We start from the raw sequence: 22361 nt of genomic DNA on the forward strand, positions 1-22361 counted from the left end.
AGGGCATGAGGATCCGGGTGACCACGGTCGCCGCGGTCATGGCGCTGGCAGCGCCGGCCGCGGCGCACGCCGCTGACGACGACGCGCGCTATGCGCTGGTGCACGGCTGCTACGCGCTGCAGTCCCAGGCGAGCGGGAAGTTCATCGCCCAGACCGCCACGGGGTACCGCGCGACCGCGAGTGGCGCCGGCGAGGCCGAGCCGTTCCGGATGCAGGCCACGCAGCTGGGCCAGTACCTGCTCTACGGCAAGGACCGCGACTTCCTGGCGGGCGACGGCACGGCGGTCGAGCCGGCGGCGCAGCCGTCCCCGGCGGCCGACTGGCGCGTCGACGCCGACGGCGAGCGCTACACGCTGACCCTGCCGGCGACGGGGCGCCGGCTGCGCGCGACCGCTGACGGTGCCGTCTCGCTCGCGGGCGGCGGGGTGGACGACGCGGCGCGCTTCTCCTTCGTCGAGGCCGACGGCTGCCCGGAGTACCCGGAGATTGACGCGGGCATCGAGGGGGTCCCGCCGAAGGGCCGCACGCCCTACGACCGCGTCGTCGGGACCTTCGACGGCCACCTGCACATGATGGCCTACGAGTTCCTCGGCGGCCGGGTGCACTGCGGCGCGCCGTGGCACCGCTACGGGGCGCCGTACGCGCTGCCCGACTGCATGGGCGGCGACCCGGTGAACGGCGCGGTCAGCCAGGGCGTGGACGCCGTCTACACCGGCGAGGTGGGGACCGTGCAGGAGGGCTGGCCGACGTTCGAGGGCTGGCCCAACTACCACTCGGTCACCTACGAGCAGACCTACTGGAAGTGGATGGAGCGCGCCTGGAAGGGCGGCCTGCGCCTCGTCGTGAACCTCTTCGTCGACAACGAGGTCCTCTGCAACGTCTATCCGCTCAAGAAGAACCCCTGCAACGACATGCACAGCGTGCGCCTGCAGCACCAGCGCATCACCCAGCTGCAGGACTACGTCGACGCGCAGTACGGCGGTCCGGGCAAGGGCTTCTTCCGCATCGTGACCTCGCCGTCCGAGGCGCGGCGGGTCATCAACGACGGCAAGCTCGCGGTCGTGCTGGGCATCGAGGTCTCGCGCCTGTTCGAGTGCGGCGTGCAGCTCGACAAGCCGCAGTGCACCAAGGAGCAGGTCGACCGGCGCCTCGACGAGGTCCACCGCCTCGGCGTGCGCGGCATGGAGGTCGTCAACAAGTTCGACAACGCCTTCTCGGGCGTCGCGGGCGACCGCGGCACGACGGGCGTCATCGTCAACGCCGGCAACTTCCTGCAGACGGGCGCCTTCTGGAAGATGCAGACCTGCCCGGGCGACGGCCACGACCACGACCGCGAGCAGACGACCCTCGCGGGCACGGACCGCGACTCGATCTTCAACGGCCTGGCGGCGTTCCTGCCGCTCAGCGTCCCGCCCCTCTATCCGGCCGGGCCCCACTGCAACGCGCGGGGGCTCACGCCCCTGGGCGAGCACCTCGTCCGCAAGATGGTCGAGAAGGGGATGATGGTCGACCCCGACCACATGAGCGTGGTCGCGCGGGCCAAGCTCCTCGACATCCTCGAGCAGGAGCGCTACGCCGGGACGATCTCGAGCCACAGCTGGGCCGACGACTCCTCCATCAAGCGCATCCTCGCCCTCGGCGGCGTGGTCAGCCCGATGGGCAACTCGTCCTCGAACTTCCTGCCGCAGTGGCGCCAGACCCGCCAGTCGGCCTCGGGCAAGTTCCCGTTCGGCATCGGCTTCGGGGCGGACATGAACGGCTTCGCCTCCCAGGGCGCCCCGCGCGCCAGCGCCAAGGAGAAGCCGCTCCAGTACCCGTTCAAGACCGTCGACGGCCTGACCGCCCACCGGCAGCGCTCGGGCACCCGGACGTTCGACTTCAACGAGGACGGCGTCGCGCACTACGGCCTGTGGGCCGACTGGATCGAGGACCTGCGCGTGCTCGAGGGCGACGCGGTCGTCCGCGACCTGAAGAACGGCGCCGAGGCCTACCTGTCGACGTGGGAGCGCGCCGAGGGGATCAAGGGCCCCGAGTGCCTCGCGGGCAGCGGTCGCTTCGGCCGGACGGGCTTGGGCAGCGTGCGGCTCGACCTCGAGCCGGACATGCTCCTGCGCGCCGCCGGGCAGCCGGGCGCCCGCGACGGCCAGGCCTGGCGCTGGTGCACCACCGGCGGCAAGGGCCGCGTGTCCGCGGTCTTCACGAACGCCGCGCGCGTCGGCCTCGTCCTCTCCACCGCCCGCGGCCACGCGGTCGGCGGCGTGCGGGTCGGCTCGCGCGCCTCGCGCCTGCCGCGGGCGGCCAAGCGCGTCGGCTCGGCGTTCCGCGTGCGCGCCGTTCGCGGGACGCGGTACGTCTACGGCGTCAAGGCCGGCCGCGTGCGCTTCGTGGCGGTCGCCCGCCCGTCGGTGGCCGGCAAGGCCCGCGCGCTGCGGCGGGCGGTGCGGCTGGCGGGGCTGCGCTAGCGGCTCGCGGAACCGGCCGAGGACGAAGCTCCTGGCAGCATGTAGGGATGCTGGGGAGCGGAGCGCGATGAGAGGGACGATGGTCGCGCGGAGGTGCTGCTGCGCGACATGCAGGAGCACTTCACGCGCGTGGCGCACACCCATTCGATCGGGCACGTCCCGGCTCCGGCGTCCGGGAGCCCCGATCTGCTGGTGGTTCCTCCGACCGCCTCACAGCCTTGGCGCACGTTCGTGACCGTCGGTCCGGCGCTCCGGGCGATCTTCGCCAGGGGGCTCGGGAAGGCATTGCGAGACATCGCGGAGCAGCTCAGGAAGGGCACCTTCCCGGGGTGACAGCAGATCTTCCGCCGCAGCCGCCGGTGCCGTGGTCTGTGCTGCAGGAGGCCCATGCACAGGCTCGAGCGCAGGTCGAGGAGTGGGCCACCGCGTGGAAGTGGGGGCCGGTCGACTCCACGTGGGAGATGGTCGAGCCGTTCATGGACGAACGGTGGGGCCGGCGTGCGCGACGGCGCCGCCCCCGGGGAAGCGTGCCGGATCCCACCGCGGCGGTGCTGTACGCGTTCGACGCGGAGGACCGTGTGATCGCCTCCCGGCAGTTCCGGCGCCCCGGGAGCGTCGAAGCCGACCGCGAGACCTTGCGGTGGATCGATCGGGCGCACCGCGAGTTCCGCCTGACCTACTCGCGCGAGCCGCCCCGCGACGACGGAGGGCCACGCCTCGACGTCGCCCGACTGGTCACCCGCGAAGACGACCTCCCCGTCGAGCTCGTCGTATGGTCCCAGGCCCCCGACGAGCGCCTCCCCGCGGTGACGCGCGAGCGGTACCACCGCGAGGCCCGGGTGTTGCGCAGGATCGAGATCGACCGCGTTGACGCCGTTCGTGAAGGTGATGAGCCCGACGGACCGATCGGAGTAGAACGCAGCGCGCTGGTGCCGACCTACGACGCCGGAGGCACGCTCGTCCGGCTCGTCCTCGAGCGACCTGATGAGCCGCCCGACGTCCTCTACACACCGCCCGGTCCGGGCGGCAAGCGCCTGCGTCACCAGGTGGTCGAACGCCTCGCGGCCGGCGCGCGGGAGTTCGTCAGTGACGCCATGAAGCCGGTCCCTGCGGCGTTGATCCTCGCCTACGACGCCGAGAGCGCTTCGCCGCTGCCACCGTCGCTTGGCGTTGCGCACGGCGAGGCGGCCAACGACGTCAGCGCGCTGCCGCTTCCGGCCGACCTCCCCGTCTTCGATCCCGACCCCGCGGTCTTCGCTCAGGACGAGGCGCTCCTCGGCAAGCTCCGGACGCTGCAGGGCCAGGCGACCGACGAAGCTCAGGAAGCTCGTCGCTTGCTCACGCTGTGCGCCGAGGCGCTGCGTGCCGGACCGCCTCTCCAAGACGTAGTGGCGGTCGTCGTGTGCGACCTCGAGCTCGATGATGTCGTCGTTCTCCCCCTCGGGTGAGAGGCACGCGGCGTTGCGTCAGGCGAGGCTGTCCAGCGAGCCCCAGTCGTCGATGGCGGCGGTGATCCGCCGCAGGCAGCGCAGCATGTAGTCCTTGGGCTGCATGTCGGGCTGCAGGCGCCCGGCGCCGATGGTGAACAGGGCGAAGATGAGGACGTGGAAGGGCTGCTGGCGCACACGCAGCCACGCCTCGTCGAACGTCGGCGGGGCGCTCACGCCTTCGTCGCCCAGGCGCTGGAGGTAGCGCTCGAGCAGCTCGCGCTCCCACGCCCGGCGGTCGTCGACGGGGAGGTTCACGCAGAGCGCGTAGGCGACGTCGAGCGCCCACTCGCCCCGGGCGGTCGCCTGCCAGTCGTAGAGGCCCATCCGGCCGCCGGGGTCGCGCAGCCAGTTGCCCTGGTGGACGTCCTGGTGCAGGACCGTCGGCGTCCCCGTGCCGTTGAGCGCCAGCGCGCGCATCGTCGTGGGCAGCAGCTGCGCCTTGCGCGCGTACACGGCGGGAGGCATCACCTCGCGGCTGCGCTCGATGCCGATCTCGGCCCGGCGGTACATGCCCAGCGCGTTGAGGCGCTCCTGCATCTCGAGCGTCGTCGCGAGCCCGGTCGGCGGCCGGCCCCAGAACGTCGCGTGGTAGTAGGCCATCTCGTCGACCATGTCCTCGGCGTCGCGGCGCGAGACCGTGTCCGCCATCGGGTCGGGGAACGACCAGCCGCCCGCGGCGAGGTCCTCGAGCACGACGATCGACCGGCCCGTGCGCTCGTCGCTGGCCGCATGGAAGGCGCGCGGGCTGCGCAGCCGGGGCAGCTGCGGGCGCAGGTCGCGGTAGAAGGTCGTCTCGCCCTGGGTCACGCCGCTGAGGACGAGCAGCAGCCGGGACTGCAGCGTCGCCGCGCTCTTGGTGAACAGCGCGGTGGGGAGCCCGGCCTCTTGGCCGGCGGCGTCGTAGCGCACGCGCAGCGCGCGGCGCGAGCTCGTGCCGTCCGACCCGCCGACGAGCTCGTGGCCGACGACGTGGGCGCCGGGGACCTCGCGGCACAGGGCGGCGGTCAACCACGTGTCGGTGAGGGCGTCGGCCGACGGCGGCACCTCGTCGAGCGTCGTCGGGCGCACCTTCGTGAGCCGCTCCCGCGCGACCTGCGCCGCCATCCGCCCAGCCACCAGCGGCAGCCGCGCCCTCCCTCCCGTTCCGCGCACGGCAACATCTTGACAGCACTGTCAACAAGTGGGGGCGAGACGCGCGTGCAGCCGCTCGCGCCACGCACGGAGCTCGTCGGCGAGCGGGTAGTCCGCCTCGAGCAGCCAGCGGAAGACCATCCCGATGGACGCGGTCGCGAGCTCCTCGACCGCCGCCGCGCGGTCGGCGTCCGCGCGGACGCTGCCGTCGCGCACGCCCGCGGCGAGCGCCACCGTCGTCGCCTCCCGCAACCGCGTGAGCCAGCCGACGACGTGCGGGCGCAGCGCCGGCGCCGGCCCGATCGCCTCGAACATGACCGTCAGCAGGGCCCGCAGCAGCTGCTCGTCCTCGTCGAGCAGCGCGACCACCCGGTCGATCGGCAGCAGCGCGCGACCGAGGCCGTCGGCACCCTCGGCGGCGGGGGCGACGAGCCGGTCCTCGAGCTCGCGCTGCAGCAACGCCTCCAGCAGCGCCTCCTTGGAGCCGTAGCGCGCGTTGACCAGCGTCCGGCTGTAGCCGGCCCGCTGCGCGATCGCCCCCATGGACGTCGCGTCGTAGCCGCGCTCGGCGAACAGCTCGACCGCGGCCTGCGCGAGCCGGCGCGCCGAGGCGGTGCGCCGCTCCTCCTGCGTGCGGCGACCCGGCGGGGCTGGGCTCGGGCTCATCGCGAGGATCTTCCCAAGCGGCGGGGCGGGGCCGCATGCCACCCAACGCGCGACGACGCGCAACGCTGAGGCGCATGAGCGACTCGATCACCCACGCTCCCATCGGCGTCGGCATCGTCGGTCTGAGCGCGACCGACGGGTGGGCGGCGAGGGCGCACGTCCCCGCCCTCGCGGCAGTCGACGGCCTCGAGCTGCGCGGCCTGGTCGCGAGCTCGGCGGCGACGGGACGCGCCGCGAGCGCGACGCATCGTGTTCCGGCCCATGCATCGGCCCGGGCGCTTGCGGCCGAGGACGGCATCGACCTCGTCGTGGTGGCGGTGAAGGTGCCGGAGCATCGCGCGCTGGTCCTGCCGGCGCTCGAGGCCGGGGCGGCGGTGCTCTGCGAATGGCCCTTGGCGGTCGACCTCCGCGAGGCAGAGGACCTCGAGCGCGCGGGGTCCCGGACGCGGACGTTCGTCGGCCTGCAAGGACGCACGACGCCCACCTTCCGCTGGCTTGCCGACCTCGTGCGCGAGGGGTTCGTCGGTGAGGTGCTGTCGGCCACCGTGGTGGCGGCGTCGGTCGGATGGGGCGACCCGACCTCGGAACGTGCGCGGTACACGCTCGACCGTGGCAACGGCGCGACGCTGCTGACCATCGCCTTCGGCCACATGGTCGATGCCGTCGCGCTGGTCGTCGGCGAGCCCGAGACGCTCGTCGCCACGACGGCGACGCGACGGCCCCTGATCCCCCACCGCGAGACGGGCGAGCTCGTCACGATGACCGCGGAGGACCAGATCGCGGTCTCCGGCACGCTGGCCGGCGGCGCGGTCTTCTCCGCCCACCACCGCGGCGGGGCGGTCTCGCCGAGCTTCTCGCTGCTCGTCGACGGCACCGAGGGGCGGCTCGAGGTCACCGCTCCCGGCCATCCGCACCTCGCGCCCGTCACGGTCCGGGGGGCGCGCGGCGAGGCCCACCTGGCGCAGCTGGTGGTCCCTGAGCGCCTCGACCCCTTCCACCGCTGGCGCGGGACGGCTGCGCATCCGCTCGTGCATGCGTACGCCGCCATCCGCGACGACCTGCTCGAAGGCACCGGCGTGGCACCGGACTTCACGCATGCCGCGCGGCGCCACCGGCTCCTCGATGCGATCCAGCGCTCGGCGGCCACCGGGCGACGCGTCTCCCTGGCGTGATGACCCTGACCTCCTGCGGGGCCGTCCTGGACCGCACGGGCCGGGACCGAGACGACCGACCGCGGGACGCGCTGAGGGTCGCCGGGCCGGCGTCCTGCTCGCCGGGCCGGGCGATGGGGACGTTGGGAGGGTTGCCGCAAAGCCGCTTGCCGACTGGCGTTCGTCCTTCCGCCCGGACGAGTCAGTTCACTTGCTCAGCGGTTGAGCGATGGTTCCGCGGCCGGTTGCCAGCCCCGACGGCGACGAGGCCGGCGAGCACCACGGCGACGCCGGGTGCGAGCAGGACGTCGGTGATGCTGTCGGACTCGCACTTGGTCGGGCTGCCCGGCTGGGGAGGGTCGGAGACGCCTGCGGCGGTGCAGGTCGCGACGCCGTCGAGTGCGTCTGCGAGTCCGAGCGCGACGAGGGCCAGGCCCGCGCCGATGATCGCGCCGGCTTGTCCGGGGACAGAACGGGAGGACAGCAGCGCGACCGTGATGCCCGCCAGGGGCAGGATGAACACGCCGATCGAGGCGATCCCGAGGATGGCGAGGCACAGGAGCGCGCCGGGGACGGACCAGAGCGCGGGACCGATCAGGCGGCGTCGGTTCACGCGTCGAAGGTAGCTCTCGCGGCGACCGTGCGCCAGCGCTGCCACCGCGGTTCTGTGTCGGGCGTTCGCTCGGGTGCGTCGGTCACCCCAGCTCGACGGGGCTGGGGACGCCGGGCCCGAGGGTGAAGGAGTCCGCGCCGCCGCAGGCGCCGCCGAGGTGCAGCATGCGGGCGGTGAAGGTGATGGTCCGCAGCGCGTCGACCGGCGGGCCGAACGGGTCGGCGGGGAGCAGCTGCTCGACGCTTCGTCCGTGCGAGTGGAGCCGTCCCTTGCTGTCGAACGAGTTGGCGATGCGCCAGGCGCGGCGCGGCGGGCCCTGGGTCTCGACGGGCTCGCCCACGCGGACGCCGCGCTCGGTCCCTTCGGTCCCGGCGTCTGGGACGGCCTGGCGGACCACGGTCAGCGGGTCGGCCCTGCCGGGACGGATCGACAGGCGGTAGGTGACGGTCGCGCACGGCTTGGCCTTGACGGTCACGCGCCGGCCCTTCCGTGTGACGCGCTCGGACTTGGGAAACCCGAGCGTGATCGAGGATCGCGAGGTCCGACGGATGAGCTGGAAGTCGTCGGTGCGCAGCGGCAGGCGCAGCGATGTGCCGAACGAGCCGCCCGAGTCGGTCTTGGCTCCCGCGACCAAGGCCGGGAAGTACTTGGCGGCGTGCGCCGGCGGGGGCATCAGCGCGGCGCCCGTCAGCAGTGCGGCGGCGATGGTGTGAGGGGTCTTCACGGGAGCGCCAGTCACTCGGGCCGGATGACGCCGGAGAGGCGGACGGTGTTGCGGACGCCCGACCCGTTGACGAGGTGCAGGGTGAGGCGGACCCGGAGGCTTCCGTGGCGACGCACGAGCCTTCGCCCGTACTCGTTGATCGGGAGCGCGACCAAGCCCGCCTCGGGCCGCGAGCAGGTGTAGCCGCCCTCGCTGGTGCCGCCGACCCGCCGCCCGCCGGCCTGGGTGATCGCGACCGTGACAGCGGCGGTCTGGTTGCCGATCAGTCGCATGCGGGCGCGTCCGGTGTACCGCAGGGTGAGCGTCTTGGAGGCCAGCGACGCTGTCGGCCGGGTGTCGCTCTGGGTCGGTCCTGCGTCGCCGCAGCCCGAGTGAACCGGCGGCAGCGAGCCTGCCGCTGCCGGTGCGGCGAGCGCGCCCGCGGCGCCGAGTGTGAACAACAGTCCCAGTCGATGCCCCATGGCTGTGCAACATGCCACACGGTCTGAGGTTGCGCACACTCAGCAAGTTGGCCACCGTCACGGAGCTCTGCGGCTCTCGGCGGCGGTGCCGGGGTCGCCGTCTCCCGTTCTCACCCTCTGTTCTGCGCGATCTGCTGCTCGGCTTTGGTGCGCATGGCGGTGAAGCCGCCGAAGTCGGCCAGGCGTGATGGCGGCGGGCCGTTGACGTCCCGGTAGGCCTGCAGGTAGGCCTTCTGGGTGCGCTTTGCGCCAGCCGGGAGGGATCGCAGCCAGCGGGCGAGCGCGTCGATCGCTGCGGCTTCGTCCCATGTCCGCAGCGCGGGCGGGTTGGTCAGGGCGCCGGGGGCCGGCAGCACGTAGGTGGCCTTGTTGCCGCGGCCGGGGCGGGCGCGGCGCTCGGGGACGGGCAGCCCCTGCCGGCGCAGGGTCTCGCTGGCGGCGTGGACGTGCTCGGCCCACTGGCGGCCCCCGCGGTCGGTCATGCGCACCCGGGCGTCGGTGGCGTAGCGGCGCAGGATGCGGTGCGAGGGGATGTAGTCGTTGTCGGTCATGAACGCGACGAGCACGTCGACGACCGGCAGGCCGGGCGCCTGCGGCCGCCCGGGCCCGGGTCGGCTGGGCGGACGGGCGGCGAGACCGGCGTCGGCGAGCGCGGCATCCCACGTGCCGTGGACGGCGGTGATCTGGTTGGCGGTGGGCAGCAGCGTGGCGTGCAGCTGGGCGCCCTGGCCGCGGCGGGCGATCAGCTTGGCGCGCTGGGCGTCGTAGGCCGACGGTGACGGCGATGCGCCGTCGACTCGCGCGGCGACGACGCGCAGCGCGTACCGGGTGTCGCGCGCGTCGTAGTCCAGGCGGCGGGCGCGCAGCAGCGCCTCGGAGCGCCTGCCGCGGTCGCCCTCGTCGACGGCCAGCCGCAGCACCCGCCGCCAGCCCATCCCCGCGTCGCGGCCCGCGGTCGCCAGCCGCGCGACGACCTGGCGGGCCGACGGAGCCGAGGGGTGCCCCGCGCCCGGGCGGGCGGCGTCCCACGCGGACTGGGTGACCAGCCACGGCGCGGTGCCGGCTGCCCGGGCGGCGTGTTCGGCGACGTCGGCGACAAGGTCGAGCAGCCGGTCGTCTGCGTAGTCGGAGTTGAAGCGCCCGGCGGTCCGTTCGGCCACGTCGCACGGACCGTAGACGCCGGGCGCCGCGGCCGTCGCGGCTGGCATGCGGGCGGCTGTCACCCTGCCACTGGACACGAACACATGTTCGATGCACTGTGCTGTTCGTGCAACCCCGAACCGTGGACTGCGACCTGCCAGCCGGGCACGGCGGCTGGCGGGTGCGGTGCGGGCGCCGGCGTGTCCTACAGGTCCCGCCGTGAGCAGCCAGCCCGAGACCGACCGCCGCCCCGGGGGCGGCCCGCGGCGCCCGGCCGGTCACCCGGTCGAGGTGCTCGACGGGGCCTGCCGGTTCTCCGACGACCCGCAGCTGACCGACCCGATCTGGGTGATCCGCGAGCTGCGCCGCCACCGGGCGTTCAGCCAGCCGCTGATCGACGCCACGACCGTCAGCGTGTGGGGCAAGCAGCAGCGGGCCGCCGGGTCGTGGGCGCTGCTGTACCTCGGCTACGTGCTGTCGGGGCAGACGTCGATGCGCCGCTTCCACGACCTGCACGCCAGCTCGCCGCTGTGGCGCGAGTGCGGCTTCGACGAGGCGCCGTCGTACTGGACGATGCGCAACCGCTTCGAGGAGCTGGAGGCCGACGGCATGGTCGAAGCGTTCGAGGACTGCGCCGGCGCGCTGATCCGCCACGCCAAGACCCGCGAGCCCGGCGTCGGCCGCTACGTCGACGTCGACGGCACCGCCTTCCAGGTCAACAGCCAGCTCGTGCACGCCTGCCCCGACCGCCGCGCCTGCCTGGCCCGGTCGCGCGCGGCGAAGTTCCTGCGCGGCGGCGGCGGCGACGAGGTCAACGCCCACCGCCACGCGCTGCAAGCAAAGCCCGCCGACGAGATGTCCGACGGCGACCGGCTCCCCGCCGACGTCGTCGGCCGGCTCGACGGCCAGCAGGTCGCCGACCTGGGGCTCGACGACCGCTACGCCTGGTTCCGCCTGGGCGACCACCTCTACCGAAGCCGCGACACGAGCGCCGGGTGCCGCATGCTCGGCGGCGGCACGCGCCGCCGCAAGCGCTTCTGGCACGGCGGCACCGCCCTGGCGGCCACCGACCGCCTCACCGGCGGGCGCCTCGCCCACCAGATCATCGCCGCCGACGTCAACGAGCACGCCGCCTACCCCGAGCTCATCGAGGGCGTGCAGCGCGCCACCGGCCACTGGCCCGCCGCCGTCGGCGGCGACCGCGCCCTGTCCCTGGACCCGGTCTACCTGTGGAACACGCAGCAGGCGATCGGGTCGGCATTCCCGTTCCGCAAGCGCTCCGCGGGAGACAAGCGCGAGGACCACGACGGCGAGATCACCGACCGCCACGGCGTCCCGCGCTGCAAGCACTGCGGCGGCCCCGGCGACGTCGCCTCCCCGGGGCTGGGCTTCTACCGCGACGGGCGCGGCGTGCCGCGCGTGCGCTTCCGCTGCATGCTCGTCCACGTCGACCGCTGCCGCGCGGTGCAGTCGCGCAAGTGCTCCGACGCGCCCCGCGACCTGCAGCCGCTGCCGCGCCTGACCGACACCTACATGGCGCTGCGCGAGGGCGGACTGGCCGCCGAGCGCACCCACCACCACGCCCGCGACCGCTACGCGCTGGCCGGCAACGACCCCCACTTCCGCCCCCGGCGCACCGGCCTGCCCGCCGTGCGCCTGCGCGCCGCCGCCAGCCTCGTGCTGGAGTGGCTGCGCATCTGCCTGCGCCAGGGCTGGCTGACCAGCACCGCCCGGCGCAACACCAACAGCAAGCGCCGCGTCTCCGGCGCCCACCGGCTCGCACGCGTCCTCGACGCCCGCATCCGCCACCGCGTCGACCGCCCCTACGGCCCCGCCGCCGTCCGCCTCGGCCTGGTCGACGACGACCCGCCGCCCGACGCCCCGCCCGACGGCGACGAGATCCCCTTCTAGCGGGACCGGCCGACCACAGACCCCCAGCAGACGCAGCACCAGCCCCGGCGCCAGCCGGGGCTGTCCGCGTTGCGCGCCCGACCGCCACCAGCACGCCGCGGCCAACCCGGGCGGGCCTCAGACACGCAACCCCCGACGCCCTCGCAGCAGCGCGGCGGGCTGCCGGGAAGCCTCCCGGCGCTTCGCGGCAGCAACCCTCCCAACAACCTTCCCAACGTCCGCGATGGCGAGACCCGGACTCGAACCGGGGACACCACGATTTTCAGTCGTGTGCTCTACCAACTGAGCTATCTCGCCGCGGCGGGGAAGGGTAGCGCGACGGGGCGCTTCGCGAGTCCGCGAGAATGGCGGCTGATGGCGGGGCGGACGAGCAGGGCGCTGCGGCGCACGGGATGCGCGGTGGGGGTCGGGGTGGTCGCCCTCGGGACCGCCGGGCCCGTGCAGGCGGCGTCGCCGGTCAAGCCCAGGAGCAAGCCGGGGGTGCTGCGCGCCGGGGCGGGGCAGGCGGACATCACGCCGCCGAAGCTCGGCTACTTCCTCGGCGGCTGGACGCGCGCCGACCGGCTGGCCAAGGGGCAGTCGACGCGCCTGTACGCGAACACGCTGGTGCTCCAGCGCGGCACGCAGAAGGTCGCGCTGGTCGCCGCGGAGCTCTTCGCGATCCCGGCGGGGCTGCAGGCCGATGTCGCCAAGGAGGTCGCCGACCTCGGGTACACGCGCGCGTCGGTGGTCATGGCCGCGTCGCACACGCACTCCGCGCCCGGGGGCTTCGCGAACAACCCGACGTACAACACCGCGGCGCCGAGCCTCCAGACCATCACCGAGCCCTCGTCGTTCGTCGAGCTCCTCGACCCGGCGCCGGCCGACCGCCAGCTCTACACGTTCCTGGTCCGGCAGATCGCCGCCTCGATCCGGCGCGCGGACGCCGACCGGACGCAGGCCGCGGCGGCGTGGGGCCAGGCGAAGCTCAGCGGGCTGACGATGAACCGCTCGATCGAGGCGCACCTGCGCGACCACGGCATCACCGTGGCGCAGGGTGCGGGCAGCGCGGCGCAGGACCCCGGCGGCTACGAGCACACGATCGACCCGCAGGTCGACCTCCTGCGCGTCGACAAGGTCGTCCGCCATGGCCGCAGGACCCGCCGGGTGCCGATCGGCGCCTGGTCGTCGTTCGCCAACCACGGCACCGTTGTGAAGTCCGAGACCGAGGCCTACAGCGGCGACCACCACGCCGCGGCGTGGCGCGTCTTCGCCGACCGGGTGCGCAAGGAGGCCAAGGTCCCCAAGCGCCAGACGGTCGTCAACGTATACCCCAACGGCGCGGAGGGCGACCAGACCGCGGGTCTCACCTACACCGGGCCGGCGGGTGCGGCGGAGGTCGGCGGCCGGGAGGCCGACGCGATGCTCGCCGCGTGGCGCGACGCGGGCAAGCGCCTGGACCGCGAGCCGGCGCTCGGGCTGCGGTGGACGAACGCCTGCTTCTGCGGCGCGGACACCGCCACGGGCCCCGTCGACGCGACCGGCAAGCAGGGCCTCGGCTTCCTGACCGGGTCCGAGGAGGGCCGCGGGCCGCTCTTCGAGCTGACGCGGATCCCGTTCGAGGGCGTCACGAGCCCGATCGACGACCCCGTCCAGGGCCCGAAGGTCGTCGTGCCCGTCGGCTCGCCGCCGAAGGCCGTGCCGGTCACCGTCCTGCGCATCGGCGACGTCGCCATCGCGACGATCCCGGGCGAGCCGACGAAGGAGGTGGGCGTGCGCGTGCGCGCGGCGGTCCTCGACCGGCTGCGCGGCGCCAGCGTCTCGCGCGTGGCGATCGCCGGCCTCGCGGGCGACTTCATCCAGTACGTCGTCACGCCCGAGGAGTACGGCGCGCAGAGCTACGAGGGGGCGTCGACGCTCTTCGGCCGCAACCAGGCGACGTTCCTCCAGGAGCGCCTCGCGGACCTGGCGGGCGCCCTGGCGGCCGGCGCTCCCGCGCCGGAGCCGTTCGCGGAGGACCCGTCGTACGGCGTCAAGCCCGACGGCCCCGGGTTCTCCGAGGGCGCCGCCAGCGGGCGCATCGTCGGCCAGCCGGCGGGCCGCGTCGAGCGCCTCGGGCAGGTCCGGCTCAGCTGGACGGGCGGCGGCGACGGCGTCGACCGGCCCGTCGACCGCGCCTTCGTGCGCGCGCAGCGGCTGGTCGGCAAGCGCTGGCGGACGGTCGACACCGACCTCGGCCTGCACATGCTCTGGCGGGCGACGAGGGCGGGGCGCTACACGCTCGAGTGGGAGGTCCCGGCCGACGCGCCCGCGGGGCGCTACCGCCTGCAGGTCACCGCGTCGCGCTACGAGCTGACGTCCGACGAGTTCGACGTCGCCGTCTCGCGCGCGCTGCGCGTCGAGGCGGCCCGTGCGGTCCCCGGCGGGTGGCGCGTGCGCCTGGCCTTCCCGCCCGCGCGCGCGGGCGTCGACCTGAGCGCGCGGCCGGAGCCGGTCGTCGTGCAGGTCCCGGACGGCGCGCTGCGGCGCGCGGGGGCCACCGTCCTGCTGCCGGCGGGCGCGGCGCGCGACGGCGCGGGGAACACGACCGGCGTGACCGTCGCCCTCGGGCGCTGAGGTGGCGCGCCGGCGGGCGCTCGGCTGGGCCGCCGCGGCGGTCGTCGGGGTCCTCGGGCTCGGCGTCGGCATCGGCCTGCTCACGGCCGAGGAGGACGACGGCCCGCGCGTGGCCGACCCCGTCGGCGCCGTGCTGCGGCGCATGCCGGCGGACGCGGCGCTCGTCGCGCTGGTGAACACCGACCCGCAGGGCGGCCAGGAGCGGCGCGTCGGCGCGCTGCTCGAGCGGATCCCCGGGTCGACGATCGCGCTGGGCGAGCTCGGCGGGCTGCTGCGCCTCGGCGACGCCGGGGTGGGCGGCGGGCTGCCTCGGGCGCTGGCGGGCGACCCGGCCGCGGTGGCGGTGACGGGCGACCTGCGCGAGCGCGTCGCGGCGTGGGTCGTTCGTGATCCGGGCCGGCTCGGCGAGGCGCTGGACGACGCGGTGGGCGACGGGCGGCTGCGCGACGCCGGCCGTGCTGGCGACGCGCGGGTCCTCGCGCTGCGCCGGCCGCTGCCGGCGCCGCTGCGGATCGCCGCGCTTGCGCACGCCGGGCCGGTGCTCGTGGCGGCGACCACGGTCGAGCTGGCGCGCAGGACCGCGGCCCGGCGGGCCGGCCCCGGCGCGGGCGTCGTGCGCCGCCTGCGCGCGCTGCGCGCCGCGGCGCTCGTGCGCTTCGCGGGGGACGGCCGGCGCCTCGCGCGGCTGCCTGCGGCGGCGGCGCTGCGCGACGTCGTCCCGGAGGTCGTCCGCGGCGTGCGGGAGGTCGACGGCACGCTGGAGGCGGCGGGCGGCGCGTTCACGGGGCGGGCCGCGGTGCGCCTGGCGCCCGGCAGCGGCGTGCCGCTCGCGCTCGGCGGCGCGCCCGCGCGGGCCGCGGCGTTCGCCACGCCGCTCGTCGTCGGCGTGCGCGACCCGCGGCCGGCGTTCGACGCGCTGCTGCGCTGGCTGGGCGCCCAGCGGACCTACGACCGCGCGAGCGACGTCCTGCGCCTCCTGCGCCGCGACGACCTCGACGCCGTCCTGCGCGACCAGCTCACCGGGACGGCGACCGCGGCGGTGACGCCGAGCGGTCGCCTCGCCCCGACCGACACGACGGACGCGCGCGTGGCCGTCCAGGCGCCGCTGCGCGACGGCGGCGACCTCGCCGACCTCCTCGAGGACGTCGCCCGCGTGCCCGACCTCCTCCTGGGCCGTGCGGACGTCGACGTCGACCGCGACGGGGACGTCTACACCGTCCGGCTCGGCGAGACCGAGGTCCGCGTTGCCGTCGTCGGCGACCGCCTCGGCGTCGTCCGAGGGCCGGGTGACCCGGTCGCCGTCGCGACGCGCGGACCCGTCCGGTCCACGCCGCCCGGGGCCGGCGCGCTGGCCGCCCGCCTCGACGCCGACGCCGTCCGCGAGTGGCTCGTCGCCCGCCTCGGCCTGCCGCGCCTGGCCGCCCTCGCCCTCGGCCCGATCGGCGACCCGACCCTCGCCCTGCGCGCCGAGCCCGGCCGCCTCGACCTGGAGCTCACCGTCCCGATCACCGACTGAAAGGTGCCAGGCACCCTTCACCGGGTTCAATGACTGCGCATGGAGTGAAAAGTGCCTGGCACCTTTCACTCCCAGGCGCGCAGGAGCGGCAGCGGGTCGGCCGGCTTGCCCTGCTTCCAGCCGAGCGGCCAGACCTCGAAGTGCAGGTGCGGGCCGGTCGAGCGGCCGGTCGAGCCGACCTGGCAGAGCGGCGTGCCCGCGGCGACGACCGCGCCACGCCGGACCGCGACGGAGCCCGACTTGCAGTGGGCGAAGAAGAACGCGCGGCCCGTCGCCTGCGTGACGACGACGTAGTGGCCCGCGCCGCCCGCCTGGTAGTCGACCGTGGTGACGGTCGCCGGCAGGGGCGACACGACCGGCGTGCCCTCGGCGGCCGCGAGGTCCTGGCCCTCGTGGCGGTGGTCGCCGCGATCGACGCCCAGGCCCTCGCCGTAGGTGAACGGGCCCTGCACCGGGAAGACGCCGCCGTCGGCCGCGCCCGGCGAGGGCGGGGCGGCGGGCGTCGCCGGCGCGGGCGGCTGCACGGCGGCCCGCGGCGGCGCGACGACGGTCAGCGCCGCGCGGCCCGAGGCGCGGGTGGTGCGCTGGAGCGTCTGGCCGCCCTCGCCCTTGACGTGCAGCCGCACGGTGTAGGTGCCGATCGCGAGCATCGTCCCTCGCGGCCAGCGCAGCGTGACGGCGCGGCCCACGCGCACGCGACCGGCGTCGACGCGCAGGACCTTCCCGCCGTGCGTCGGCCACAGCACGATCCGGGCGCGCACGGTCCTGGCCCCGGTCTGCTCCACGCGCAGGCGGACCGTCGGGAGCGCCTTGCCGCTCACGACCCGTCGCGGCGCGACGGAGAACGCGCGCGCCACGGGCCGCTTGGCCAGCAGGGCGCCGAACTCCGCGCCGCCCGAGCCCGACGGCGCCGCCGCCCCGCCCGCGTAGGCGAGCGATGCAGCGGGACCGCCCAGCAGCACCGCGACCGCCACGAGGCCTCCTCCCAGAAGGCGCTGTGTGGCGGACGACGGCATGCCCGCACCATCGGGCGCCGGGCGCCGCGCGCACACCCGCGCGCGTGATGACGTGCAGGTTCCGCGCGGCGAACCTGCAGCGAACCCGCACCGGCTAGCCGGCGGCCGCGACGAGCGCCAGCTGCTGGAGCATCGACCGCTCGGGCCGTGCGTCGCCCCAGAACTCCCGTTGCGCCCGCGCGCCCGCCAGCTCGTAGCCGACCCGCGCACCGACGCCCAGCGGGTCCCAGGACCCGACGTCCCGGATCCACCCCTCGCCGACGACGAGCCGGGAGACCGCGCGTCCCAGGAAGTGGCCCTCGTGCGTGACGAGCTCGACCGCGGCCCGCACCGGCCCGACCTCGTCCTCCACCACGCGCGCGCCGGCGACGCGCTCGAGCCCGCGGGCGTAGGACGCCGCCGCCGCGCCGGTCAGCACCCGCACCGCCGTGACGTAGCCGCGCGTCCAGGCCGGCGCCCGCGGCACCGCCCGCACGGCGACCTCGATCTCGAAGGTCTGGCCCTGGAGCCCGCCCGAGCGCAGGGGCGTGAAGCGCCCGAGCTCCGCCGCGAAGTCCGGCCAGCGCGACGGCTCGCGCAGCAGCCCCAGCGCCGCGTCGGTGTCCGGCAGGGCGGTCCAGGGGTAGGTGTGCCAGCACTGGCGCGCGAGCGGCCGGCGCGGGGGCGTCAGCCGGCGCAGCGCCGCGTGCTCGAGCCGGCGCTCGGGCACGAACGCGGCGCGCTCCCGCGCCGTCTCGAAGACGACGCCCCAGCCGCGCCGGCGCGGGTCCTCCCAGGCCGCCGGGAACCACGGACCCACGAGCCGCGCACCGCCCTCGAGCAGCGCCGCCCGGTCCAGCGTCCCGAAGCGCCCGCCGCGTGCGCCCGTCAGGCGCAGCGGCCCGAACGCCCGGTGCAGCGCCGGCAGGTCCCGGGCGCCGAGGCGCCGGCCGGTCCGGGCCCAGCGCGTCGCCAGCACCGCGTGCGCGAGACGGAGGTCGTCGACGTCCCGGGCGGCGGCGGGCCGGGCGAACCAGGCGGCGGCGAGCAGGTCGGTGGCGAAGGGCATCGCGGCGGGCGCGACGACCGACGACCCCGCCATCCGCGCGAGCAGCACCTCACCGGCCAGCGGGAGCCCGGGCATGACGCCGGCCAGGCCCTCAGCGCTCGAGCATCCGCGCCATCACCTCGACCGCCCCGGCCTTCGCCAGCGGCTCGTTGAGGTTGCCGCACTTGGGCGACTGCACGCAGGACGGACAGCCCGACTCGCACGGGCACTCGCTGACCAGCCGGTGCGCGTCGGCGACGAGCCGCTCGAACTCGCGGAAGCCCTGCAGCGTGATCCCCACGCCTCCCGGGTGCCCGTCGTAGATGAAGATCGTCGGCCGCCCGGTCTGCGGGTGCGCGTTGGTCGACAGCCCGCCGATGTCCCAGCGGTCGCACATCGCCAGGAGCGGCAGGACGGCGATCTGGGAGTGCTCGGCGGCGTGGAGGGAGCCGAGGAGCTTGTCCAAGGGGAAGTCCTCGCGCACGATCTCCTCGGGGAGCTCGTACCACAGCGCCTGCGTCGTGAACGACGTCTGCGGCAGGTCGAGCCCGACGAGGTCGAGCACCTCGTGGTCGCGCAGCCGCTTGCGCTGGTAGGCCAACACCTGCTCGGTCACCGTGACCATCCCGAAGCTGAGCTGCACGCCGAGCGCGTCGCGGCGGTCGAGCAGCCGCTCGATGACCGTGTCGGTCTCCTTCTTGGGCTGCGTGTACCAGTCGCCGCTGAACGCGCGCACGAGCGCGCGACGCGCGTGCAGGTCGAGCTCGACGACCTCGTAGGAGCGGCCGAGGTGCAGGTAGATCGCGCCGTCGTGGGTCGAGGAGAACGCGCGCGAGCCCTCGACCGACCCCAGCACCTCGCCCTGCTCGACGTCCACCACCGCGAACGAGTCCGGCGACGCGCTGCGCAGGGACACGCGCGCGGCGGGGTAGTCCTCGGGCTGGCGCAGGACGAACACGCCGCGGCGCTCGACCAGGTCGCCCACCGCCACGAGGTGCTCGCAGTGCGCGCGCAGCCGCGGCCCGAGGAACGGGTCGTCGGCCTCCGGGTCGATCGGCCCCTCGTGCGCGGCGCAGACGAGGTGGGGGTCGAGCACCTGCTCGTTCTCGTGGTTGATGATCGCCGCCTCGACCGGGCGGTCCAGGAACGTGTCCGGGTGGCGGCAGAAGAACTGGTCCAGCGCGTCCTCGCCCGCGACGTAGACCGCCAGCCCGCGCCCGCGCCGGCCCGCGCGTCCCCACATCTGGCGCAGCGACGCGACGGTCCCGGGGAACGTGACGCACACCGCCGCGTCGAGGGAGCCGATGTCGATCCCGAGCTCCAGCGCGTCGGTCGCGATGACGGCCAGCAGCTCACCGCGCTGCAGGCGCTCCTCGAGCGCACGGCGCTGCTGGGGCGTGTAGCCCGCGCGGTAGGGGGCGACGCGGTCGGCGAGCTCCGGGTCGGTGTCGCGCAGCCCGTCGGCCACCATCCGGGCGACGAGCTCCACCCCGCGCCGGGACTTCATGAAGCAGATCGTCCGCGAGCCGGCGCGCACGAGCTCGGCCACGAGGTCGGCCGCCTCGCCGAGCGGGCTGCGCCGCGTCTGCAGCGCCTCGTCGATGACCGGCGGGTTCCACATCGCGATCTGGCGCCGCGCGCCCGGGGAGCCGTCGCGCGCGATCCAGCGGATGCCCTCGAGCCCGGTCAGCGCCTGCGCGTGCTCGACCGGATTGGCGATCGTGGCGCTGGCGAGCATGAACCGGGGCTCGGTCCCGTAGGCCGCCGCGATCCGCCGCAGCCGCCGCAGGACGTTGCCCACGTGCGAGCCGAAGACCCCGCGGTACACGTGCGCCTCGTCGACCACCACGACCGCGAGGTTGGCCAAGAAGGTCCCCCACTGGCGGTGGTGGGGCAGGATCCCGACGTGCAGCATGTCCGGGTTGGTCAGGACGAGGTTGCTCTTGCGCCGGATGGCGAGGCGCTGCTCGCGCGGGGTGTCGCCGTCGTAGATCGCGGGGCGCACCTGCTTGGCCATCCCGAAGGCGTTGATCGCCCGCGCCTGGTCCTGCGCGAGCGCCTTGGTCGGGTAGAGGTAGAGCGCACGGGCGTGCGGGTCCGTCGCCAGGACGTCGAGCGTCGGCAGCTGGAAGCACAGCGACTTGCCCGACGCGGTGCCCGTGGTGACGACGAACGGCCCCTGCGCCGCGGCCTCCCACGCCTCGGCCTGGTGGGCGTACAGCGCGTCGACGCCGCGCTTGCCCAGTCCGTCGCGCACGAGGGGGTGCAGGTCGTCGGGCAGCGGCGCGAGCACCGGGTCGCGCGCGCCCTCGTAGGCCTCGCGCACCAGCCGCTCGTCGGCGCGCCCCGCCTCGAGCAGCGCGCTCCAGGGCTCCTTGACGCGGGCGACGGCCACCCGGCCATGCTAGGACCCGTCCCGTGGACGCCGTGTACCTGGACCTCGACGGCACCCTGCTCGGCCCGGGCGGCGCGCTCGTGCGCGACGAGGAGGGCGGCTGGTCGCTGCAGGCGCTGCGGGCCCTCGAGGCCTGTGACCGCGCGGGCGCGGAGGTCGTCCTCATGTCGGGACGCGGGCGCCAGACGCTGTCCGAGGACGCCCGGCTGCTCGGCCACCGCGCGTTCATCTTCGAGGCGGGCGCGTGCGTCGTGCTCGACGGCGAGGAGCACTGGCTGACCGGCGAGCTCGTCCCGAGCGCGGAGCGCGGGACGATCCACGACCAGATCGAGGCCTCCGGCGCCCCCGCGCTGCTGCTCGAGCACTTCGCCGGCCGCTTCGAGCACCACGCGCCGTGGCACCTGGGCCGCGAGGTCTCGCACCTCTTCCGCGGCCTGGTGGACGCCTTCGAGGCCGACGAGCTGCTCGCGCGCCACGGCCACGACGGCCTGCGCCTGGTCGACAACGGCGTCGTGCACCGGCGCTCGCCCGCGCTCGGGCACCTCGAGCAGGTCCGGGCCTACCACCTGGTCCCGCGCGGGGCCTCGAAGGCGGCGGGCGTCGCCCTCCACCTGCGCGCCCGCGGCTACGACCCGGCCCGCTGCCTGGCGGTCGGCGACTCGCGCGAGGACCTCCAGGTCGCGACGCAGGTCGGGTCGTTCTGGCTCGTGGGCAACGCGGTGCGCAAGGACCCGACCATCCGGGAGGCGCTCGCCCGCCACTCCAACGCCCGCGTGGCCGAGGCCGGCCACGGAGCGGGGGTCTACGAGGCGGTCATCACGACGCTGGCGGAGCGCCGGGGCTGAGGTCCCCGACGGCCGCGGCGACCTCGTCGCGGCGCCGGCGGCGGGCCCACCACGCGCGCACGCGGGCGACGGGCCCGCGCTCGCCGTCGCGCTGGCGCCGTCGGTCGCGCCAGCGGGCGGGCGGCGGCGGGACGGTCGTGCGCACGAGCGCGACCCACTCGTCGAGCGGGAGCTCGCCCTCGATGAGCCGGACCAGGCCGCTCGTCACCGGGGCGTCGATGCCGGCGCGCTCGAGCGCGACCGACAGCAGCGGGACGGACTCCAGCGACTCGACGGCCTGGCCGATGCGGCCCGGGATCTCCGCCGTCGGGACGCCCTCGGCGAGCAGCTCGCCGGCGCGGCGGTTGCGGCTCATGGGGGCCAGCGCCGTGGCGACGAGGTCGCCCGTCCCGGCGAGCCCGATGAGCGACTCGGGGCGCGCGCCCTGCGCCTCGGCGAAGCGCCAGACCTCGGCGAAGATGTGGCCCGCCGCGGCACCGGCCGCGTTGAGGCCCTGGCGCTCGGTCGCGCCGGCCGCGAGCGCGGCCGCGTTCTTCGCCGCACCGGCGAGCTCGACGCCGACCGGGTCGTTGGACGCCTCGCAGACGACGCCCGCGCGCTGGAAGACCTGGGCCAGCGTGCTCGCGAGCTCCTCGCTGGCCGACGCGGCGACGAGGCCGGCGCCGTCGTGGACCATCTCGCGCGCGTGGGCGGGGCCGCCGATGCAGGCCGTGCGCTGCTCGCCGAAGGCCTCGCGCAGCAGGACGGTCGGGGCGATGCCGTCGGGCGGGACGAGGCCCTTCGCGAGCGAGACGATCGCCGTCCGGCGCCCGAGACCTCGCTGCAGGAGCGTGGCGATGACCTCGCGCAGGCCCTGGCTCGGGACGCCGAGGAAGACGTAGTCGGCCTTGGAGACCCCGGCGTCGGCGTGCTCGATGCGCAGCTGGGGCGGGAGCTCGACGCCGGGGAGGTAGACCTCGTTGGCGCGGTCGGCCTGCAGGCGCTCGGCCTGCTCGGCGGTGCGGGTCTGCAGCGTCGTGCGGAAGCCGCCGCGGGCGAGCAGGACGGCGACCGCGGTGCCGAACGAGCCGGCGCCGATGACGACCGCGCGGCGCGCCGTCGGCAGGGCGAGGTTGGCCGGCATCGGCCTCGGGATGGAGCGGCGCTCGGCCAAGGACGGGAGCGTGGCACAGCGCGCCGCGCGGGGGGTGTCCGAGTCGCAGCTGTGCGCGGTTCGAC

Annotated in this window: 18 protein-coding genes and 1 tRNA gene; 8 read left to right on the forward strand and 11 right to left on the reverse strand. The window is 75.5% G+C overall.

Annotation, left to right across the window (positions count from 1 at the left end; all coding sequences use genetic code 11):
• Positions 1-5: 5 nt before the first annotated feature.
• The 3 genes from JUB12_RS16625 (at position 6) to JUB12_RS16635 (ending at position 3910) form a co-directional block, all read left to right on the forward strand.
• Positions 6-2462 carry a Coagulation factor 5/8 type domain-containing protein gene (locus JUB12_RS16625; RefSeq protein WP_205696533.1) on the forward strand — a complete coding sequence of 819 codons (2457 nt, stop codon included), beginning with the start codon at positions 6-8 and terminating at the stop codon, positions 2460-2462.
• A 93-nt stretch (positions 2463-2555) separates the two neighbouring features.
• Complete coding sequence (locus tag JUB12_RS16630; RefSeq protein ID WP_205696534.1) at positions 2556-2795, forward strand: hypothetical protein; 240 nt, start codon at positions 2556-2558, stop codon at positions 2793-2795.
• A gap of 38 nt (positions 2796-2833) precedes the next feature.
• Positions 2834-3910: a hypothetical protein gene (locus JUB12_RS16635; protein ID WP_205696535.1), complete on the forward strand. Its 1077-nt coding sequence runs from the start codon at positions 2834-2836 to the stop codon at positions 3908-3910.
• An 18-nt stretch (positions 3911-3928) separates the two neighbouring features.
• Here JUB12_RS16635 and JUB12_RS16640 read toward each other — a convergent pair whose 3' ends face one another.
• Together JUB12_RS16640 and JUB12_RS16645 are read right to left on the reverse strand one after the other, a co-directional pair.
• The gene (locus tag JUB12_RS16640; protein WP_205696536.1) at positions 3929-5056 is read right to left on the reverse strand and encodes a phosphotransferase; all 1128 of its coding nucleotides are present in this window, start codon (positions 5054-5056) and stop codon (positions 3929-3931) included.
• Between the two features lie 69 nt (positions 5057-5125).
• Positions 5126-5749 carry a TetR/AcrR family transcriptional regulator gene (locus tag JUB12_RS16645; protein WP_205696537.1) on the reverse strand — a complete coding sequence of 208 codons (624 nt, stop codon included), beginning with the start codon at positions 5747-5749 and terminating at the stop codon, positions 5126-5128.
• Between the two features lie 74 nt (positions 5750-5823).
• On the opposite strand from JUB12_RS16645, the gene JUB12_RS16650 reads away from it, so the two are divergent.
• On the forward strand, positions 5824-6921 hold the full coding sequence (locus tag JUB12_RS16650; protein ID WP_205696538.1) for a Gfo/Idh/MocA family protein: 1098 nt from the start codon (positions 5824-5826) through the stop codon (positions 6919-6921).
• 181 nt (positions 6922-7102) lie between these two features.
• Here the strand turns inward: JUB12_RS16650 and JUB12_RS16655 are convergent, their stop codons facing one another.
• The 4 genes from JUB12_RS16655 to JUB12_RS16670 all read right to left on the reverse strand — a co-directional run bounded on the left by JUB12_RS16655 (position 7103) and on the right by JUB12_RS16670 (position 9858).
• Positions 7103-7513: a hypothetical protein gene (locus JUB12_RS16655; RefSeq protein WP_205696539.1), complete on the reverse strand. Its 411-nt coding sequence runs from the start codon at positions 7511-7513 to the stop codon at positions 7103-7105.
• 82 nt (positions 7514-7595) lie between these two features.
• Positions 7596-8237: a hypothetical protein gene (locus tag JUB12_RS16660; protein ID WP_205696540.1), complete on the reverse strand. Its 642-nt coding sequence runs from the start codon at positions 8235-8237 to the stop codon at positions 7596-7598.
• 11 nt (positions 8238-8248) lie between these two features.
• The gene (locus JUB12_RS16665) at positions 8249-8698 is read right to left on the reverse strand and encodes a hypothetical protein (RefSeq protein WP_205696541.1); all 450 of its coding nucleotides are present in this window, start codon (positions 8696-8698) and stop codon (positions 8249-8251) included.
• 110 nt (positions 8699-8808) lie between these two features.
• Positions 8809-9858, reverse strand: coding sequence for a hypothetical protein (locus JUB12_RS16670; protein WP_205696542.1), 1050 nt, complete (start codon positions 9856-9858; stop codon positions 8809-8811).
• 199 nt (positions 9859-10057) lie between these two features.
• Between JUB12_RS16670 and JUB12_RS16675 the strand changes: the two genes are divergently transcribed.
• Entirely contained in the window at positions 10058-11749 is a 1692-nt protein-coding gene (locus tag JUB12_RS16675; protein WP_205696543.1) for a hypothetical protein, read from the forward strand.
• Between the two features lie 224 nt (positions 11750-11973).
• Here the strand turns inward: JUB12_RS16675 and JUB12_RS16680 are convergent.
• Positions 11974-12046, reverse strand: a tRNA-Phe gene (locus JUB12_RS16680).
• Between the two features lie 57 nt (positions 12047-12103).
• Here JUB12_RS16680 and JUB12_RS16685 point away from each other — a divergent pair.
• Together JUB12_RS16685 and JUB12_RS16690 are read left to right on the forward strand one after the other, a co-directional pair.
• Positions 12104-14344: a neutral/alkaline non-lysosomal ceramidase N-terminal domain-containing protein gene (locus JUB12_RS16685; RefSeq protein WP_205696544.1), complete on the forward strand. Its 2241-nt coding sequence runs from the start codon at positions 12104-12106 to the stop codon at positions 14342-14344.
• Between the two features lies 1 nt (position 14345).
• Positions 14346-15860, forward strand: coding sequence for a hypothetical protein (locus JUB12_RS16690; protein ID WP_205696545.1), 1515 nt, complete (start codon positions 14346-14348; stop codon positions 15858-15860).
• Between the two features lie 65 nt (positions 15861-15925).
• On the opposite strand, the gene JUB12_RS16695 is transcribed toward JUB12_RS16690, so the two are convergent.
• The 3 genes from JUB12_RS16695 to JUB12_RS16705 form a co-directional block, all read right to left on the reverse strand.
• Positions 15926-16834, reverse strand: coding sequence for a M23 family metallopeptidase (locus JUB12_RS16695; RefSeq protein WP_205696546.1), 909 nt, complete (start codon positions 16832-16834; stop codon positions 15926-15928).
• A 136-nt stretch (positions 16835-16970) separates the two neighbouring features.
• Positions 16971-17999 carry a hypothetical protein gene (locus JUB12_RS16700; protein ID WP_205696547.1) on the reverse strand — a complete coding sequence of 343 codons (1029 nt, stop codon included), beginning with the start codon at positions 17997-17999 and terminating at the stop codon, positions 16971-16973.
• 16 nt (positions 18000-18015) lie between these two features.
• Positions 18016-20298 (reverse strand): DEAD/DEAH box helicase, encoded by a 2283-nt coding sequence (locus tag JUB12_RS16705; RefSeq protein ID WP_205696548.1) that lies wholly within the window; start codon positions 20296-20298, stop codon positions 18016-18018.
• Positions 20299-20321: 23 nt separating this feature from the next.
• Here JUB12_RS16705 and JUB12_RS16710 point away from each other — a divergent pair, with 23 nt between their 5' ends.
• Positions 20322-21143 carry an HAD family hydrolase gene (locus JUB12_RS16710; protein WP_205696549.1) on the forward strand — a complete coding sequence of 274 codons (822 nt, stop codon included), beginning with the start codon at positions 20322-20324 and terminating at the stop codon, positions 21141-21143.
• Here the strand turns inward: JUB12_RS16710 and JUB12_RS16715 are convergent.
• Positions 21115-22296 carry an NAD(P)H-dependent glycerol-3-phosphate dehydrogenase gene (locus tag JUB12_RS16715; RefSeq protein WP_241004299.1) on the reverse strand — a complete coding sequence of 394 codons (1182 nt, stop codon included), beginning with the start codon at positions 22294-22296 and terminating at the stop codon, positions 21115-21117. The genes JUB12_RS16710 and JUB12_RS16715 overlap by 29 nt on opposite strands.
• Positions 22297-22361 lie beyond the last annotated feature (65 nt).

The organism is Conexibacter sp. SYSU D00693, from assembly GCF_017084525.1.
In the GTDB taxonomy this organism is placed as follows: domain Bacteria; phylum Actinomycetota; class Thermoleophilia; order Solirubrobacterales; family Solirubrobacteraceae; genus Baekduia.

What these genes read in the sequence shown, in the direction of transcription:
- JUB12_RS16625 (WP_205696533.1), top strand. Translation starts at nt 6, where the DNA reads ATGAGGATCCGGGTGACCACGGTCGCCGCGGTCATGGCGCTGGCAGCG.
- JUB12_RS16640 (WP_205696536.1), bottom strand. Translation starts at nt 5,056, where the DNA reads ATGGCGGCGCAGGTCGCGCGGGAGCGGCTCACGAAGGTGCGCCCGACG.
- JUB12_RS16645 (WP_205696537.1), bottom strand. Translation starts at nt 5,749, where the DNA reads ATGAGCCCGAGCCCAGCCCCGCCGGGTCGCCGCACGCAGGAGGAGCGG.
- JUB12_RS16650 (WP_205696538.1), top strand. Translation starts at nt 5,824, where the DNA reads ATGAGCGACTCGATCACCCACGCTCCCATCGGCGTCGGCATCGTCGGT.
- JUB12_RS16665 (WP_205696541.1), bottom strand. Translation starts at nt 8,698, where the DNA reads ATGGGGCATCGACTGGGACTGTTGTTCACACTCGGCGCCGCGGGCGCG.
- JUB12_RS16685 (WP_205696544.1), top strand. Translation starts at nt 12,104, where the DNA reads ATGGCGGGGCGGACGAGCAGGGCGCTGCGGCGCACGGGATGCGCGGTG.
- JUB12_RS16700 (WP_205696547.1), bottom strand. Translation starts at nt 17,999, where the DNA reads ATGCCCGGGCTCCCGCTGGCCGGTGAGGTGCTGCTCGCGCGGATGGCG.